This window comes from Streptacidiphilus sp. EB129 (assembly GCF_041262645.1).
Lineage (GTDB): Bacteria > Actinomycetota > Actinomycetes > Streptomycetales > Streptomycetaceae > Streptacidiphilus.
This window is the reverse complement of the sequence record NZ_JBGCCS010000057.1, coordinates 1-16,750: the sequence shown is the minus strand read 5'-3', so window position 1 is coordinate 16,750 and position 16,750 is coordinate 1. Positions and strand designations below refer to the sequence as shown.

The following is a 16,750-nucleotide window of genomic DNA, read 5'->3' as shown; positions in this document are numbered from 1 at the left end:
TATGGGCGCGGGCGTGAGGTCGTGGGCGGCGCCGGGTATGGGGGTGTGCGGGGCGGGGGAGGGCTGGTCGGAAGGCACGCGTCATCCTCTCCCACCCGGCTGTGGGCGCGGCCCGGGCCCCCGGTCCCGACGGCTCACCCGTGTATCGGGGTGTGCGCAGAGAGGGGGCGGGACACCGCCCCGGCCGCTCAGCCGTAGAGCTCGCGGTAGCTGGGGAAGCCTCCGGCGCTCTCCGCAGCCAGCATCGCGTGAACGATCGCGCGCGTCAGCGTGTCCGCGCCGGCGGCGAGGACGGCGTTGAGCGCGCCGGCCGCCACGTGGACGCCGAAGGCGGGGTCGCCGAGCGCGTCGGACTGGTCCTCCGGGACGAGCGGGCGGGTGCCGGTGGAGAGCGCGAACACCGTGTCGCCGTCCGACAGCAGATGGACGGGCCGTACCGCGCGCGCCAGGCCGTCGTGCGCGGTGCCGGCCAGCTTCTGCGCCTGCGCCTTGGTCAGCACCGCGTCCGTGGCCACCACCGCGAGGGTGGTGTTCAGCGTGCGCGGCTGCTGGAGGCGGGCCGTCGCCGCCCGGTGCCGCTCGGGGGTGGGCACGGGCAGGTCGAACTCGTCGGCGGCACCGATCCGCGCGCCGTAGAGCTCCCCGCCGGCCGGGTCGAGGACCGACCCCGCCGCGTTCACCGCGACCAGGGCGGCGACGGTCGTCCCCGACTCCAGCACCGTGCTCGCCGTCCCGATGCCGCCCTTCACCCCACCGGCGACGGCGCCCGTCCCGGCGCCCACGCAGCCCTGCGGCACCGGTGCGCCCTCGACCGTCCGTGCGGCGGCCGCCACCGCCTCCCGGCCCAGCGCCGCGTCCGGACGCGCGCGCCAGTCACCGCCGCGCCCGAGGTCGAACAGCGCCGCCGCCGGGACCACCGGCACCACCTGGTCGGGCTCCGGGCCGACCCGGAAGCCCCGGCCGTGCTCCTCCAGCCAGGCGGCCACGCCGCCGGCCGCGTCCAGCCCGAAGGCGCTGCCGCCGGTCAGTACGACGGCGTCGATCCGCTGCACCAGGTTGCGCGGGTCCAGTGCGTCGGTCTCCCGCGTCCCGGGACCGCCGCCGCGTACGTCCACGGCGGCGACCATCCCGCCCTCGGGCGCGAGCACCACGGTCACCCCGGACAGCCAGCCCTCGCCGATCCGCTGCGCATGGCCGACCCGCAACCCGATCACATCCGTCAACCCGTTCACAGTCCCCACCCTCGCACAGGGGCCCGCCGGGCGGGCCGGTCCTGGTGACGTGTGATCAGAAACGCGCGAGGCGGGTGTGGCGGGGCGGTGATACCGCCGCCCCGCCACACCCCCACACCCACGGGCTCAGTCCCAGCCTCAGTGCGCCTCAGCAGCCTCAGCCAGCCTCAGCAGCCTCAGCCAGCCTCAGCCAGCCAAGGGGGCGACGTTGCCCGCGAAGGCGGTGTCCGCCAGGCCGCGCCAGTCGTCGCAGGGGTGTTGGTGGTCCGCCGTCACATAGCCGTGCGCCGCCGCGATGCTGTGGTCGTAGCAGGAACCGGTGTCGGTGGTGCCCAAGTAGTGCTCGGAGTCGGTCCCGTCGGCGGCCGTGGTCACGCCGGCGCTGCGGGCCAGGACGCCGGTGGCGTCGACGTGGTCGTCCGTGACAGCGGTCGGCAGCCAGCTGTTACCGATGCGTGTGCTGTCGACCAGGATCCTGCCCTGGGACACCGTCGCGGAGAGGGAGTAGTTGTCGCCGTCGACGAACACCGGGACGTCGGAGTCGACGGTGATCGGGTACGACCAGTCGTGCCGGACGCTCGCCGGGCGGCCGTCGCCGCGGCTGGTGGTCACCGTGGTGGTGCCGTACTCCTGCTGGGTCATCACCTGCAGCTGCCCGGCCGAGGACACCGCGTCGGTGTTGCCGTAGACGGCGTGCTGGGACACCGTGCTGACGACCCGTCCGTGTGAGGTCTGCAGCCAGCCGGTGGTCTGCCAGTCGCGGTGGGCGCTGGTCCTGACCGTGGTGGTGTCGCCGCTGCCCGGGGTCTCGGTGGTGCTGACGGCGGGGGTGAGCGCGAGGGTGTCGCCGGTCAGGGCGCCGTGGGTGCGGGCCGCGCCGTGGTCGGTGTCCAGGAACAGCGTGCCGTCCACCGTCCAGGTGTCGGCGGCGCCGTAGGGGGTGAGGGTGAAGGTGTGCGGCCTACCGTCGACCAGCGTGCCCGCGAAGGGGGTCAGGTCGATGTCGTAGGCCTGGGTGACGAACTGGTCCACGGCCGGGATCGGCCGCCACAGGGTCGGCACGATGCCGCCGGAGTAGACGACCGGGTAGGGCTGGGCGATCCCTGCGGGCCGGCCGTCCACCGAGACCTGCACCTCGCGGTAGGACCCGCCGCCGCAGAGGTAGTTCGGGTACTTCGCGGCGAGGTCGTTCGGGACCGAGTCGAACCACTGCTCGTCGCAGCCGCCGCCCCTGGCGTAGACCTCCAGCCGGACGCCGGTGAGGTTGCGCGGCAGGGTGACGGTCTTCACCGCCGACTGCCCGGGGTTGAGGGAGTACCAGCCGGCCGGGCCGTCGCCCCCCGCCCCGCTCGATACCGAGGACAGCGGCAGTACCTGGTCGGCGGTCTGCGCCGCCGGATGGTGCCGGTCGGCCTGGTAGTAGGTCAGCGTGAGCGTCATGTGGTAGACGCCGGTGTAGGTGGAGTTGACGACGTTGCCCAGCGAGACCGCGAGCGGCTGGGGGCTGCGCAGCAGTGGGATGAAGCTGCTGACGTCCTTCTCCAGGTGCCAGCTGATCCCGGCGGCGGTCGGTTCCGGGGTGCTGGTGCGCAGCACCTCGGCTCCGCCGATCCAGACTCCGGCGAGCCGGTCGTACTGGCGGCCCTGCACGCTGCCGGACCAGTCCAGGACGACCTTGGTCCATGGTCCGGGGCAGTCCTTGGGCGGGGTGACCGTTCCGGTGTACGGGGGAGAGCTGATGGTGTTGCCGAAGTCGTTCTGCATCTCGGTCACCGTGCAGTGCGGTGTCGCCGGACGGCTCACCGGCGGCAGTGCGGTGACCGGGTTCTGGTAGCCGGTCTCGATCGGCCCGTTCGCGGCGACCGCCGTTCCCGTTCCCAGAGCGGTCACCAGCAGGGCGGCCGCGCCGCCCAGTACTCCGAGTCTGTGCAGCAGGCTCAACGCGCGCATCCGACCGTCCTCCGTCGATCATGACCAGGTCCTCGGAGGACCATGCACCCACTGACAGTGCATGCACAAGAGGGCGGGGCCGCCCGGTAGGGGACGAGGCCCGGGGCGTCTGTCGGTCGGCGCGTCCCCCGGGGACGTGGGCGCGAACGCGGACCGGGACGCCGTCCCCCTCGTCGCGAGGGGGACGGCGTCCCGGCCGGGATCAGCGGGGTGGGCTCAGCTGACGTTGAGCGCCGTGTCGTCGATGACGAACGAGGTCTGCAGCTCGGAGTCCTCGGTACCGGTGAACTGCAGCGTGACGGTCTGCCCGGCGTAGGGGGACAGGTCGAAGCTGTGCTGGGCGTAGCCGGTGTTGTGGTTGAGGTTGGAGTAGCCGGCCAGGGTCCCCAGCACGGTGCCGGAGCTGTTGAGCACCTGCACGTTGAGGGTGTCGTAGGCCGTGGTGCTGCTGGTCTCGGCCGTGTCGACGTGCAGCCAGAAGCTCAGGTTGTAGGTGGAGCAGCCGCTGGGCAGCGTGACGGTCTGGGCCAGGGTGTCGGTGTGCGTGGTGCCGTAGCCGTCGAGCCAGGCGTCCCAGGAGCCGCTGTGCGCGGGCTCGCTGCTGCTGTTGTTGACCACCCCGGACGAAGTGGACCACGGCGAGGCGGTACCGGTCTCGAAGCCGGGGTTGCCCAGCAGCTGCGCCGCGGTGCAGCCGCCGCCACCGGCAGACGGGTTGACGGTCCAGCTGAGGCCGGCGGTGCCGCTGGCTCCGGTGGTGTCGGTGGCTGTGACGGTGACCGCGCTGGTTCCGGCGGTGGTCGGGGTGCCGGAGATCAGGCCCGTGGAGGAGTCGATCGACAGCCCGGCAGGGAGTCCCGTGGCGGAGTAGGTCAGGGTCTGGCCGGAGGCCGAGTCGCCGGCGCTGACCTGCAGGGACGCGGCGGTGCCGACGGTGCCGGTCTGGTTGCCCGGGTTGGACACGGTCACGGTGCCGGTGCTGGTCTGGCCGAAGTCCTTGTTGAACGCGGCCTCGACGCCGTTCAGCACGCCCGAGTCGCTGATGATCAGGCCCAGCTCGCGGTTGTGGTTCAGCGAGTTGTCGGAGAAGTTCTCCGAGCCGGCGAACACCTTCGCGGTCGAGGTGCCGTAGTCGGCGACGATCGCCTTCGCGTGGATGTAGTAGCCGGTGGAGCTGGTGTAGGTGAACACCTTGCCGCCGGCGGCGGTGACCTGGTTCAGCTGTGTGGTGTACGAGTTGTTCTCGTTCTCGGCCACGACGCGGACGGCGACGCCGCGCTGTGCGTCCGCGACGACCGCGCTGACCAGGGCGGGGTCGCCGAACTCCTCCTCCTCGACGTCCAGGCTGTGCTGCGCACCGTTGACCAGGGACAGCAGTCTGGCCTGCGAGTCGGTGGGCGACCAGACCAGGTTGGTGCCGTCGGAGGGGGTGATCGTGGTCTTGGCGAAATCGGCGTTGAAGACCTGCTCGATCGCGGCGACGTCAGCGCTGTCGGTGTCGAAGACCCCGTAGTCGCGCGAGGTGGAGTAGTAGGTCGTGTCGAAGTTGCCGGTGCTGATGTACGACTTGGTGCCGTCGACGGTGATCGTCTTCTGGTGCGTGTAGACGAAGGCCGAGGAGGAGTAGTTGACCGCGACCCCGCCGGCGGTCAGGGCGTTGTAGGCGGCGCTGTTGACGGACGAGTGGGTCGGGTCCATCACGACCCGGACCGTGACGCCGGCCTTCTCCCGGGCCACCAGGTCGTTGACGAGCGTGGTATCGCGAAATTCGTAGATCGTCATGTCGAGCGATTTGGTTGCCGAGTTGGCGAAGTTGTAGATCGCGCTCTCGCCCTGGTCCGGCAGGGCCACCAGGGAGTAGGTGCCGGCTGCGGCGTGCGCGGCGGCGGTCGGGACGAGTGCGGCTGTCGCGGCGGCGGCCACCGCGGCGAGGGAGCCAAACAGACGGCGGGGGACGTTCATCCGGGCCTCCTGAAGGGGAATCGGGCAGGACAACGCGCGTAGCGCCCCCAAGTAAGACACGGTCATGACAAGACATGAAGACCTGCCGAATGACCGGCAGTTGAACAGTGGACCAGTGTTTCGTGTGCCTTCGGACGTCGCTCGCCGACGTGAGTGACTCGGCGGCGGCCTGCGGCCGCCTGGCGCCGTCTCCACGCGCAGATGCCGAATGCCTGGCCTGATGAACTGATCGACGGTCAGCGAGCCTTGGTGGCCGAGGTGTTGGTGAGCACAGTGGGAAACTGGGTGGCCTGGGCCGGCGAGTTCCCCGGCCGGGCGGCCGCCGACTGGACGGTGGGCGGCGTCGGCGGGGGAGTGGGGTCGGCATGGTCGCTGCCGGAGGTGATCAGCCACGCCACCGCCGCAGCTGCGATGAGCATCCCACCCGCACCTGCCAGTCGCGGATCCAGCAGCGGATGGCGGGCGGGTCCGCGCCCCTCGTCCTGATCCATCGCCACCTCCTGCTGTGCTGGCGTGTGCCGACGTGCGTGCGGACGACGCTACAACCCACCGCCGGCGCTTGCCAGCATGCGGGAGTGGGCCGGGTGCGGGTGTGTGGCCGCAGTGTGCCTTGGGGTGGTGAGTCACGGGGCAGCGGCGGCCTGGTTGATGGTCCCGCATGCTTCTGAAGTTCCGTCAGTTCGCAAGTGGGAAGCCGTCGGCCGGTCCTTCGTGGGTCGGTCGGCGATGCCGTCGTGACCGGACTGGTTCCGGAACCCGGCCGGCGGCCACCGGGGCCGGCGAACTGTATTGACAGCCATCAAACGGGGGCGCACGATGCTGATCGCAGAGAGCGCTCTCCCGCCATGGACCGAACAACGAACGTGGGCCGTTGACGGCTCACGCGGGCCGCCATTCACTATCGCGCTGGGAGAGTCATGTCCTCTGTGCCGTTCGTGCCGACCACCCGTAGACCCCGGGGCAGACCGCTGACGTCCCTCTTCGCCGTTGTCGCCCTGCTGCTGGCGGGCCTGCTCGTCCAGGCGGGTGCCGCGAACCGGGCCGCGGCCGCGAACTGCGGGACCACGAACCTCGCTCTGAACAGGACGGCGACGGCGTCGTCGGTGGAGAACGCGGGGACTCCCGCGTCGGCCGCGGTGGACGGGAGTACGAGTACCCGCTGGTCGTCGCAGTTCTCGGATCCGCAGTGGTTGCAGGTGGATCTGGGTTCGGTTCAGACGGTGTGCCAGGTGGTGCTGAACTGGGAGACGGCGTCGGGTAAGGCGTACCAGATCCAGACGTCGACCGATGGCAGCAGCTGGACCACGATCTACTCCACCACCACCGGCCCCGGTGGTACCGAGACGCTCAATGTCTCGGGCTCGGGCCGCTACGTGCGGATGTACGGTACGGCCCGCAACACCGGCTACGGCTACAGCCTATGGGAGTTCTCCGTCTACGGCACCGGAGGAGGGGGCGGGACCCCGCCGCCGCCGACCGGCGGCAGCCTCGGCTCGAACGTCATCGTGTTCGATCCGAGCATGGCGCAGGCCACCATCCAGAGCCGGCTGAACACCATCGCCAATGCCCAGGGCGGCAACGAGTTCGGTACCGCCCGCTACTCCATCCTGTTCAAGCCGGGCACCTACGGCTCTGCCGCGAACCCGCTGATCTTCGCCGTCGGCTTCTACGAGAGCGTTGCCGGTCTGGGGCAGAACCCCGGTGATGTCGTGATCAACGGCACGGTGGACTCCTACAACCAGTGCAATGGCGGAGTCCAGACGCAGTGCTATGCGACCACCAACTTCTGGCGGTCCATCACCAATCTCACCATCAATGTGACCGGCATGACCGGCTGTTATGCGGGCGACGATTTCTGGGCCGTCTCCCAGGCGGCGCCGCTGCGTCGGGTGCACATCAACGGCAACCTGAGCCTGATGGACTACTGCACCGGATCACCGGACTGGGCCAGCGGCGGATTCATCGCCGACTCCCAGTTCACCGGAGGTACCGTCACCAACGGTTCGCAGCAGCAGTTCTTCACCCGCAACAGCAGCCTGGACGGCTGGAGCAACGCCGTGTGGAACCAGGTCTTCTGCGGCGACAACGGCGCACCCGCGCAGTCCTTCGCCGCCAACTCCGGTGACAGCGGCGGTCCCAACTCCTACACCACGCTGGCCACCTGCCCGGTCACCCGGGAGGCCCCGTACCTCTACACCGACGCCGCCGGCAACTACAACGTCTTCGTCCCGGCGACGCAGACCAACTCCGCGGGCCCGACCTGGGCCGGTGGCAGCACCCCCGGGACGTCGCTGTCGCTGAACAGCTTCTTCGTCGTCCAGCCCACCGCGACCGTCGACCAGATCAACGCGGCGCTGGCCGCAGGTGACAACCTGCTGTTCACGCCCGGCGTCTACAGCATCCCCGGCACCATCGACGTCACCCGGCCGGACACCAAGATCGTCGGTATCGGCTTCCCGACCCTCGTCCCCAGCAACGGCAACGTGACGCTGAACGTGGCCGACGTGGACGGGGTCAACGTCTCCGGCCTGATCTTCGACGCCGGGCCGACCCTGTCGCCCGCGCTGCTTCAGGTCGGCACCCAGGGCTCGACGGTCAGTCATGCAGCGGACCCGGTCAGCCTCGACGACGTCTTCTTCCGGGTCGGTGGCGCGACCGCCGGCACGGCGACCACCGCCCTGATCGACAACAGCAACAACTCGCTGATCGACGACGCCTGGATCTGGCGCGCCGACCACGGTGCCGGAGCCGGCGGGTGGACCGGTGACCAGTCGGACACCGGGCTGATCGTCAACGGCAACGACGTCACCGCCACCGGTCTCGCCGTCGAGCACTTCCAGAAGAACGAGACGGTCTGGAACGGCCAGGGCGGCGAGGTGGTCTTCTTCCAGAACGAGAACCCCTACGAGGTGCCCAGCCAGGCCGCGTGGATGGCGAGCGCCACCCAGAACGGCTACCCGGCCTTCTACGTGCCGAACAGCGTCACCACGTTCCAGGGCTACGGGATGGGCAGCTACAGCTACTTCAGTCAGGGGGTGAACATCCACAACGCGATGGCCTTCCAGGCCCCGAACACTCCGGGCGTCCGGTTCCACGACCTGCTGAGCGTCTTCCTCAACGGCTCGGGGGGTATCGACTCGGTGATCAACGGCATCGGTGCGCCGGTCAGCTCCACCAACGGCGGCCCGTCCGACGTCGTCAGCTACCCCTGACGAACCGGGCGCAGGCCCAGCGGCCGCAAGGCAAGCAGGCCGACAGGCCGGTCGGTCCGGGTGGACCGACCGGCCTGGTCGCCCGAGGGCGGGATGGTGACCGGGTGTCAGGCGAGGGTGGCCAGCGCCTGGTTGAGGGTCGTGGACGGACGCATCACGGCCTCCGCCTTGGCGGCGTCCGGCTGGTAGTAGCCGCCGATCTCGACCGGCGAGCCCTGGACCGCGATCAGCTCGTCGACGATGACCTGCTCGTGCTCGGCCAGGGTCTTCGCCAGGCCGGCGAAGGCCTCGGCCAGCTCGGCGTCCTCGGTCTGCGCGGCGAGCTCCTGGGCCCAGTACAGGGCCAGGTAGAAGTGGCTGCCGCGGTTGTCGATCCCGCCCAGGCGGCGGCTCGGCGACTTGTCCTCGTTGAGGAAGGTGCCGGTCGCCCGGTCGAGCGTGTCGGCGAGGATCTTGGCGCGGGCGTTGCCGGTGCTCTCCGCCAGGTGCTCGAAGCTGGCCGCGAGGGCGAAGAACTCGCCCAGGCTGTCCCAGCGCAGGTAGTTCTCCTTGAGCAACTGCTGGACGTGCTTGGGGGCCGAGCCGCCCGCGCCCGTCTCGAACAGGCCGCCGCCGTTGATCAGCGGGACCACCGAGAGCATCTTGGCGCTGGTGCCCAGCTCCAGGATCGGGAACAGGTCGGTCAGGTAGTCGCGGAGCACGTTGCCGGTGACCGAGATGGTGTCCTCGCCGCGGCGGATCCGCTCCAGCGAGAACGCGGTCGCCTGCTCCGGCGTCATGACCTCGATCTGCAGGCCTTCCGTGTCGTGCTCGGGAAGGTACGCCCGGACCTTGGCGATCAGGTTGGCGTCGTGCGCGCGGCCCTCGTCCAGCCAGAACACGGCCGGGTTGCCGGTGGCGCGGGCGCGGTGGACGGCGAGCTTGACCCAGTCGCGGATCGGCACGTCCTTGGTCTGGCACATGCGGAACACGTCGCCCGGCTGCACCGGCTGCTCCAGCACGACCGCGCCGGACGCGTCGACGACGCGGACCGTGCCCGCGGCGTGGATCTCGAAGGTCTTGTCGTGGCTGCCGTACTCCTCGGCGGCCTGCGCCATCAGGCCGACGTTCGGCACCGAGCCCATGGTGGACGGGTCGAAGGCGCCGTGCGCGCGGCAGTCGTCGATGACGACCTGGTAGACCCCGGCGTAGCTGCTGTCCGGGATGACCGCGAGGGTGTCGCCCTCGTTGCCGTCCGGGCCCCACATGTGGCCGGAGGTGCGGATCATGGCGGGCATGGACGCGTCCACGATGACGTCGCTGGGGACGTGCAGGTTGGTGATGCCGCGGTCGGAGTCGACCATCGCCAGGGCCGGGCCCTCGGCCAGCTCGGCGTCGAAGGACGCCTTGATCTCCGCGCCGGCGGGCAGCGCGTCCAGGCCCTTGAGGATGGCGCCGAGGCCGTCGTTGGGGCTCAGGCCGGCCGCCGCCAGGGTCTCGCCGTACTGGGCGAAGGTCTTCGGGAAGAAGGCGCGGACCACGTGACCGAAGATGATCGGGTCGGAGACCTTCATCATGGTTGCCTTGAGGTGCACCGAGAACAGCACGCCCTCGGCCTTGGCGCGGGCGACCTGGGCGGCGAAGAACGCGCGCAGCGCGGCGACGCGCATGACGGCGGCGTCGACGACCTCGCCGGCCAGCACCGGCACCGACTCGCGCAGCACGGTGGTGCTGCCGTCCGCGCCGGCCAGCTCGATGCGCAGGGTGCCGTCGGCGGCGATGACCGCGGACTTCTCGGTGGAGCGGAAGTCGTCGGCGGTCATGTGCGCGACATTGGTGGCGGAGTCGGCCGACCAGGCGCCCATCCGGTGCGGGTGGGTCTTGGCGTAGTTCTTCACCGAGGCGGGGGCGCGCCGGTCGGAGTTGCCCTCGCGCAGGACCGGGTTCACGGCGCTGCCCTTGACCTTGTCGTAGCGCGCGCGCACGTCGCGGTCCTCGTCCGACTTCGGGTCGTCCGGGTAGTCCGGCAGTGCGTACCCCTGGGCCTGCAGCTCGGCGATGGCCGCCTTCAGCTGCGGGATGGAGGCGGAGATGTTCGGCAGCTTGATGATGTTGGCGCCGGGGGTCTTGGCGAGTGCGCCGAGCTCGGCGAGCGCGTCGTGGATGCGCTGGCCCTCCTGGAGACGCTCCGGGAAGCTCGCGATGATCCGCCCGGCCAGGGAGATGTCACGCGTCTCCACCCGAACACCGGCCGTCGAGGCGTACGCCTGGACCACTGGCAGGAACGAGTAGGTTGCCAGGGCCGGGGCCTCGTCGGTGTGCGTATAGATGATGGTCGAGTCAGTCACCGCTACTCCGCTTCACGTCTGCAACGTTTCTTGACATCAAGATATCTCCTGATCGGCCCTGCCTGTCACCAACCCCGGGTCGAGTTTTCGCGTCGGGCCCGGAGCGGGATCCGGTCCCGGTCGGACGGCCCACGGCGCGGCTGGCAGAATTCAGCCATATGAGCGCTCCTGGACAGGTCGTCCCCCGCATCCGCAGTCGAGGCCGCGCCGGGACGCTCGCAGCCGCGGCACGCCGGCGGCCGGTGCCGGCGGCCGCGCTCGTCGCGGCCGTGTCGCTGCTCGGCTTCGTGCTGCTGCGGCACTTCGCGCTGCACCTGGACCTGGTGGACCTGCTGGTCTACCGGGCCGAGGGCCGTGCGGTGCTGGACCACCAGTCGCTGCACGCCCTGCGGGCCACCCGCGCGCACCTGCAGGCCACCTACCCGCCGTTCGCGGCGCTGCTCTTCACCCCGCTCGCGGCGCTGCCCGTCGGCCTGCTGCGGGCGCTGGTCACGGCCGGCAACATCGGGCTGCTGGCGCTGCTGGCCCACCTCTCCTGCCGGTACGCGAACTGGCCGGGCCGCCGGGGCCGGCCGGTGGTCGTGGTGCTGGCGGCGGGCCTGGGCGTGTGGCTGGAGCCGGTGTGGACCACCCTGAACTACGGCCAGATCAACCTGTTGCTGGCCTGCCTGGTGCTGTGGGACCTGACCCGGCCCGACGACCGCCGCAGCAAGGGCGTGGCGATCGGCATCGCCGCCGGGATCAAGTTGACCCCCGGCCTGTTCGCCGTCTACCTGCTGCTCAGCGGGCGGATACGGGCCGCGGTGGTCGCTGCGGCGACCGGCCTGGGTACCGCGCTGCTCGGGGCGGTGCTGCTGCCGGGGGACTCGCTGACCTTCTGGACCAGGGACCTGTTCGACGCCGGCCGGGTCGGCAAGACCTGGATCGTCGACAACCAGTCGCTGCGCGGCATGCTGGCCCGGCTGTCCCACACCGCCGAGCCCGGCGGGTGGGCGGTCCTGGTGGTCGGGGTCGTGGGCCTGCTGGGGCTCGCGGTGGCCGTGGCCACGGCGCGCCGCGGGGCGCTGCGCGGTGCGGCCCCCCGGAGTGGCGACGGGGCCGGCGCGACGCCCGGCGGGGCCGTGTCCGGCGGTGCGGGGGCCGACGCGCGGACGTCAGGGGTGCCGGTGCCGGGAGCTCGTGGGTTCGGTGTTCGCGGGTTCGGTGTTCGTGGGTGGGGCGCCGCCGGCGGGGACCGGGTGCCTCGGGCGGAGGCCTGGGGTGGGGTCTGCTGCGGGTTCACCGCGTTGCTGGTCTCGCCGATCAGCTGGTCGCACCACTGGGTCTGGTGCGTCCCCGCGCTGGTCCTGCTCGCGGCGGAGGCCTCGGCCGAGGCGGCACGCCGGATCCCGGGCCGGGTGAGCTGGCGGGTGGCGCTGGGGGTGGCGGTGCTGGTGTTCACCTCCCAGTGCCTGTGGCTGGTGCCGCACCCCGGCGACCACGCGCTGCACCTGGCGCTGTGGCAGCAGCCCTTCGCCTCCGGCTATCCGCTGGCCGCGCTGGCCTTCCTCGGGATCGCCGGGTTCCGGCTGGTCCGACGGCCGCGCGGGGGAGCGGGAACTATCGCCCCCGAACCGGTCGTCACCATGGCGGGCGGTTCTTCGTGAACGGCCCGAAATGCGGTCGCCGCTACCTGGCGGTGTTCGGTTCCGGAGACGCTCGATAGGCTTCGCCCGTGATCCATGTGCCCGCGCCGCCCCGGCTACCCGCCCCGCACCGTGCTGCCCGAATATCAGGGTGCGTGACGCAGTCGCTGGTGACGGCGTCATGACACATACCGTCCTGGACCCTCCCGAGGACCCGGCCACCCGGCTCCGGCTCCCTCGTACCGGCCTGCTGCCGACGCGACGCGCGGACGCTCCCGCGCCCTGGGCGCCGCTGACCCGGCTGCTGGCGCGGCCCGCGGTCGCGGTCGGCCTCGCGGTGCTGGGCACCCTGATGCTGGCGCTCATCGGCGTGGCGTCTCCCAACGACCACACCCTTGAGGTCCGGCTGCCGCTGTCGCTGCTGCCGACGCTGCCCGGTGCCGCCTCGACGTACATCACCATCGGCGCGATAGCCCTGCAGCTGGTGGGGCTGCTGGGGATGCTCGCCGCCAACGCCGCGGGCTGGCGTCCGGACCCGCGCCGGCTGCTGCTGGTCGGGGCGGTCGCGGTGGCCGTCTTCGCCTGCGTGTCGCCGATCGGCTCCGCCGACACCGCCAGCTACGCCGCCTACGGCCGGATAGCCGCGCTCGGGGGCGACCCGTACACCACCGGACCCGACTGGCTCGGCGGCGCGTACGAGCACCTGGTCAGCAGCAGCTGGCTGACCACGCCCTCGGTGTACGGGCCGATCGCCACCTGGCTGCAGCAGTGCGCCGCCTTCGTCGGCGGCAGCCGTCCCTGGCTGACCATCTGGCTGCTGATGCTGGCGAACGGCGCGGTGTACGTGGCCGTCGGCTGGGTGCTGATCCGGACCGCCGCGGACAAGACCCGCGCCGCCCTGCTGTGGGCGGCCAACCCGCTGCTGATCGGCCTGCTGGTCGGCGGCGGTCACCTGGACACCTACATAGCGGCCCTCGCCGTCGTCGCCGTGCTGTTCGCGCGGCGCGGCCGGTACGTCCGCGACGACCTGCTGGCCGGCGTGTTCGTCGGACTGGCCTGCGGGGTCAAGGTCAGTGCGGCGCTGGTGGGCGTCGGCCTGGTACTGCCGCTGCTGCGCCAGGGCGCGACCGCCCGCGCGCTGCGGATCAGCGCCTCGGCCGGGGTCACCCTGCTGCTCCTCTACGGGGCGTACGGGCTGCACATGCTGGCGCCGCTGTCCACCGCCTCGGGCCTGGTGTCGGTGCCGTCGGCCTGGCAGCTGCTGCGATGGCTGGGCGGTATGACGATCGGACCGGTCGCGACCGCGGACGTTATCAGCGCCGCCTGGCCGGTGCTGCTGCTGCTCATCGCCTATCTGCTGTTCCGGCGGATCGGGCGGACGGCACCCGCGGTGGTGGCGCTGCCGTTCGCACTGGTGTTCGCCTGGATCCTGGTGGCCCCCTGGTGCATGCCCTGGTACGCGGCCGTGGTGTGGCCGCTGGTGGCGCTGCTGCCCAGGAGCGCGTCGGCCCGCTGGCTGGCCGTGGTCACCGCGGGCCTGGCCCTGGTGCACAACACGGGTGGCCACGGCTGGGTCTGGTGACCTGACGAGGTCCGGAAATGCCATCGATTGCCATGCCCTCGGAGCCTGGATATCGAGCGATCATCGACCCGATCTGACAGGCTGAGTGCATGAATGCCGCCGCCGCCCCTGAGGCCGCCCACGCTGCTCGTCCCGTCCGTACCGACCGTGCCGTCCGGGCCGGGGAGCCCAGGCGGCAGTCGCTGGCGGAGCTCGCCGGGGACGGGGTACTGCCGGCCGCGATCCGCGAGCGGGTGCTGCCGTCGAGCGGCGATCAGGTCGCGGTGCTTGCCTTCCAGTCGTCGATCTGAGCGGTCCCGATCAGACTCGATCAAAGGGGTCCCGATCCGAGCGGTCTCGACCGGTCGGCTGATCGTGCGTGCGGGCTGCCCGGTCGGTGGCGTGCGGGCGGACCCGGGCGGTGCTAGACCTGGAAGCGGAACGCCCGGGTCGGGTGCGCCGCCGGTTCCGTGCACCTGGGAGAGATCATGGCTGCTGCAAGCCCCTGGCCGCTGATCCACGCGGAACGCGAGGCGCTGATCGCAGACCTGGGCGGGTTGTCCGAGGAGGAGTGGGGGGCGCCCTCGCTCTGTGCGGACTGGTCGGTGCACCAGGTGCTGGGCCATATGACGGCCACCGCTCAGATGACGCCGCCCCGCTTCGTCGGGCAGTTGGCCAGGGCCGGTTTCCGCTTCACCACCTTCACCGCCAACGGGGTCGCCGAGTTCACGTCGGCCCGGCCGGACGACACCCTCGACGCCTTCCGTGCCTGCCTGGACCGCACCACCTCTCCGCCCGGTCCGACCGAGGCGATGCTAGGAGAGGCGGTGGTGCACTCCGAGGACATCCGCCGACCGCTGGGGCTGCGGCGCGGCTACCCCGAGGAGTCGCTGGTCCGCGTCGCTGACTTCTTCAAGGGCTCCAATCTGCTGATCGGTTCCAAGAACCGGATCGACGGTCTGCGTCTGAAGGCCGACGACCTGGACTGGAACCACGGAACGGGTCCCGAGGTGAAGGGCCCGATGCTGTCGCTGCTGATGGTGATGACGGGTCGTAAGGCGGCGCTCGCCGATCTGCGCGGTGACGGTGTGCCGACGCTGGTCGGTCGTCTCTGACGCGAACGCACCGGGCGTACTGTCACCGCGTGCCAGTGTCACCAGGCGGCGGGGCTGTCACCACTTGGCGGGGTGGGTATCCCATCCTGACCAAGGAAAGCAGCCCGAGTTAACGCCCGTCAACGGTGCGGGAGTTGACGGCTGCCTGTTTCAATTCACCTGACTGGCAAGGGATGCAGGTGGGGGTGCGGTCACCGCGCGTAGCCCGACCATCGGCGGTGATACTCCCGCCACAAGGGGGATTTACTCCGGGGTAAGTATCTGCATGCCCGTGGTCCTCCCGGTGTCCGACTCGCTGACCTGCGCCGGTGCGGCGAGGGCCGGGATTTCGCTCGGCCGTTCCGGTTGCGGGGGGCCATGCGCGGACGGCGGTCGGTGCGCCGCGCCGGCGGCCGGCCGGGGCGCTCGCGGGGCCGGGCGGTGTCACTGTGCGCACCGGGCGGCCGAAATCGACGTGACCCTGCCAGTCAACTATGTGACCCTCTTGTGGCGGGTGGGTGAGTCCGCTAACTTCCTCCCAACGGACACCACCCAGCGGGGTGGCGATCCGGAATGCTCAGTGTCATGCGCATGGCATAGCCTGCGCATCTCCCCTTCCCCCACCGTTCTGGGTCGACCCGGCACCCAGTGACCGACCATCAGGTCGACCAGACAGCTGCACGTGCGCGCGTTCTCCCCATCGCAGGACGGCACGATTCCGGACACCCCACGAAGGTAAGTCCGCGAGCCGTCCACACTCCCCAGGAGGGCCGTTCGTTGCACATCTCGTCCAGTTCCACATCGCGGCGCACACTGAGGACGGCCGCCGCGGCGGCCTTCTCCGCCGCGGCCCTCGTGGCCGGGGTCTTCTCCGCCGCACCCCAGGCGTTCGCTTCGTCGCCGGCTCCGCAGGCGCAGAACCACGCGACCGCCAACCCCTTCAGCCCCGCGACCAACCACGCGTATCGGCACGGGGCGGTCCCGACCCTCTCGGGCAACGCGCAGATGAAGTCGTGGGCGAACATCAACACGCCGAACGTGGCGACCGGTACCGAGACGCTGTCGTACGGCGGCGGCATCAACGGTGTCGGCGTCCTGGACGGTCACGCCAAGGTCTACCTGGTGTTCTACGGCAACCAGTGGGGCACAGAGAGCACCAACGGCAGCGGCGACGCGACGTTCTCGAACGACGCGGACGGCGGTGCGCCGGTCGCCCAGGAGATGTTCAAGGGCATCGGCACCGGCAACGAGCTGTGGTCGGCCGACCTGACCCAGTGGTGTGACGGCGCGGGCGTGGCCACCGGCGCGACCAGCTGCCCCGCCTCCGGCGCCAGCTACGTCCCGTACCAGAGCGGCGGCGTGCTGTCCGGCGTCTGGTACGACAACTCGGCCGCCTCGCCCAGCGCCGCCTCGGGCAACCAGCTCGGCACCGAGGCCGTCAACGCGGCCGGCCACTTCGGCAACACCACCGCCGCGGCCAACCGCGACGCCTACTACGTGATCCTGTCGCCCACCGGCGCCAATCCGGACAACTACCAGGGCCAGTACTGCGCCTGGCACGACTACACCGGTGACAGCTCGCTGACCGGCGGCGCGGTCAACTCCCCCTACGGTGACCTCGCCTTCTCCAACCAGCCCTACAACATGGACTCCGGCTCCGGCTGCGGCGTCGGCTTCGTCAACTCTCCTGGAACCCTTGACGGCTGGACCATGACCCTCGGCCACGAGTGGCACGAGACCATGTCCGACCAGTTCCCGGCGGGCGGCTGGACCAACAACACCGGCAG

11 protein-coding genes and 1 pseudogene are annotated in these 16,750 nt (G+C 71.0%); 6 read left to right on the top strand and 6 right to left on the bottom strand.

Annotated elements, in window-relative coordinates; genetic code table 11:
* Nucleotides 1-188: 188 nt before the first annotated feature.
* From ABH925_RS35215 to ABH925_RS35195, 5 genes and pseudogenes are all read right to left on the bottom strand, one after another.
* Complete coding sequence (locus ABH925_RS35215) at nucleotides 189-1,241, bottom strand: P1 family peptidase (RefSeq protein ID WP_370155186.1); 1,053 nt, start codon at nucleotides 1,239-1,241, stop codon at nucleotides 189-191.
* Nucleotides 1,242-1,418: 177 nt separating this feature from the next.
* Nucleotides 1,419-3,182 (bottom strand): peptide-N4-asparagine amidase, encoded by a 1,764-nt coding sequence (locus ABH925_RS35210; protein ID WP_370155184.1) that lies wholly within the window; start codon nucleotides 3,180-3,182, stop codon nucleotides 1,419-1,421.
* A gap of 216 nt (nucleotides 3,183-3,398) precedes the next feature.
* Entirely contained in the window at nucleotides 3,399-4,550 is a 1,152-nt protein-coding gene (locus ABH925_RS35205) for a putative Ig domain-containing protein (protein WP_370155211.1), read from the bottom strand.
* Between the two features lie 93 nt (nucleotides 4,551-4,643).
* Nucleotides 4,644-5,144, bottom strand: a pseudogene (locus ABH925_RS35200) (phospholipase D-like domain-containing protein); the annotation flags it as partial.
* Nucleotides 5,145-5,380: 236 nt separating this feature from the next.
* Nucleotides 5,381-5,635, bottom strand: a complete 255-nt coding sequence (locus ABH925_RS35195) for a hypothetical protein (RefSeq protein ID WP_370155181.1) — start codon at nucleotides 5,633-5,635, stop codon at nucleotides 5,381-5,383.
* Between the two features lie 426 nt (nucleotides 5,636-6,061).
* Between ABH925_RS35195 and ABH925_RS35190 the strand changes: the two genes are divergently transcribed.
* The gene (locus ABH925_RS35190) at nucleotides 6,062-8,356 is read left to right on the top strand and encodes a discoidin domain-containing protein (RefSeq protein ID WP_370155179.1); all 2,295 of its coding nucleotides are present in this window, start codon (nucleotides 6,062-6,064) and stop codon (nucleotides 8,354-8,356) included.
* Nucleotides 8,357-8,463: 107 nt separating this feature from the next.
* On the opposite strand, the gene ABH925_RS35185 is transcribed toward ABH925_RS35190, so the two are convergent.
* Nucleotides 8,464-10,683 (bottom strand): NADP-dependent isocitrate dehydrogenase, encoded by a 2,220-nt coding sequence (locus ABH925_RS35185; protein ID WP_370155177.1) that lies wholly within the window; start codon nucleotides 10,681-10,683, stop codon nucleotides 8,464-8,466.
* 158 nt (nucleotides 10,684-10,841) lie between these two features.
* On the opposite strand from ABH925_RS35185, the gene ABH925_RS35180 reads away from it, so the two are divergent.
* The 5 genes from ABH925_RS35180 to ABH925_RS35160 all read left to right on the top strand — a co-directional run.
* Entirely contained in the window at nucleotides 10,842-12,329 is a 1,488-nt protein-coding gene (locus ABH925_RS35180) for a glycosyltransferase 87 family protein (RefSeq protein ID WP_370155175.1), read from the top strand.
* A gap of 160 nt (nucleotides 12,330-12,489) precedes the next feature.
* Complete coding sequence (locus ABH925_RS35175; protein WP_370155173.1) at nucleotides 12,490-13,890, top strand: hypothetical protein; 1,401 nt, start codon at nucleotides 12,490-12,492, stop codon at nucleotides 13,888-13,890.
* A gap of 89 nt (nucleotides 13,891-13,979) precedes the next feature.
* Entirely contained in the window at nucleotides 13,980-14,180 is a 201-nt protein-coding gene (locus tag ABH925_RS35170) for a hypothetical protein (protein ID WP_370155171.1), read from the top strand.
* A 177-nt stretch (nucleotides 14,181-14,357) separates the two neighbouring features.
* A complete protein-coding gene (locus ABH925_RS35165; protein WP_370155169.1) occupies nucleotides 14,358-14,984 on the top strand; it encodes a maleylpyruvate isomerase family mycothiol-dependent enzyme in 627 nt (208 codons plus the stop codon).
* A 756-nt stretch (nucleotides 14,985-15,740) separates the two neighbouring features.
* Nucleotides 15,741-16,750 (top strand): hypothetical protein (locus ABH925_RS35160; protein ID WP_370155166.1); only part of this gene is annotated, 1,010 nt, incomplete at its 3' end.

Coding starts and splice junctions, on each gene's coding strand:
- ABH925_RS35210 (WP_370155184.1), bottom strand. CDS start 3,182: ATGCGCGCGTTGAGCCTGCTGCACAGACTCGGAGTACTGGGCGGCGCG.
- ABH925_RS35165 (WP_370155169.1), top strand. CDS start 14,358: ATGGCTGCTGCAAGCCCCTGGCCGCTGATCCACGCGGAACGCGAGGCG.
- ABH925_RS35175 (WP_370155173.1), top strand. CDS start 12,490: ATGACACATACCGTCCTGGACCCTCCCGAGGACCCGGCCACCCGGCTC.
- ABH925_RS35195 (WP_370155181.1), bottom strand. CDS start 5,635: ATGGATCAGGACGAGGGGCGCGGACCCGCCCGCCATCCGCTGCTGGAT.
- ABH925_RS35180 (WP_370155175.1), top strand. CDS start 10,842: ATGAGCGCTCCTGGACAGGTCGTCCCCCGCATCCGCAGTCGAGGCCGC.
- ABH925_RS35170 (WP_370155171.1), top strand. CDS start 13,980: ATGAATGCCGCCGCCGCCCCTGAGGCCGCCCACGCTGCTCGTCCCGTC.
- ABH925_RS35190 (WP_370155179.1), top strand. CDS start 6,062: ATGTCCTCTGTGCCGTTCGTGCCGACCACCCGTAGACCCCGGGGCAGA.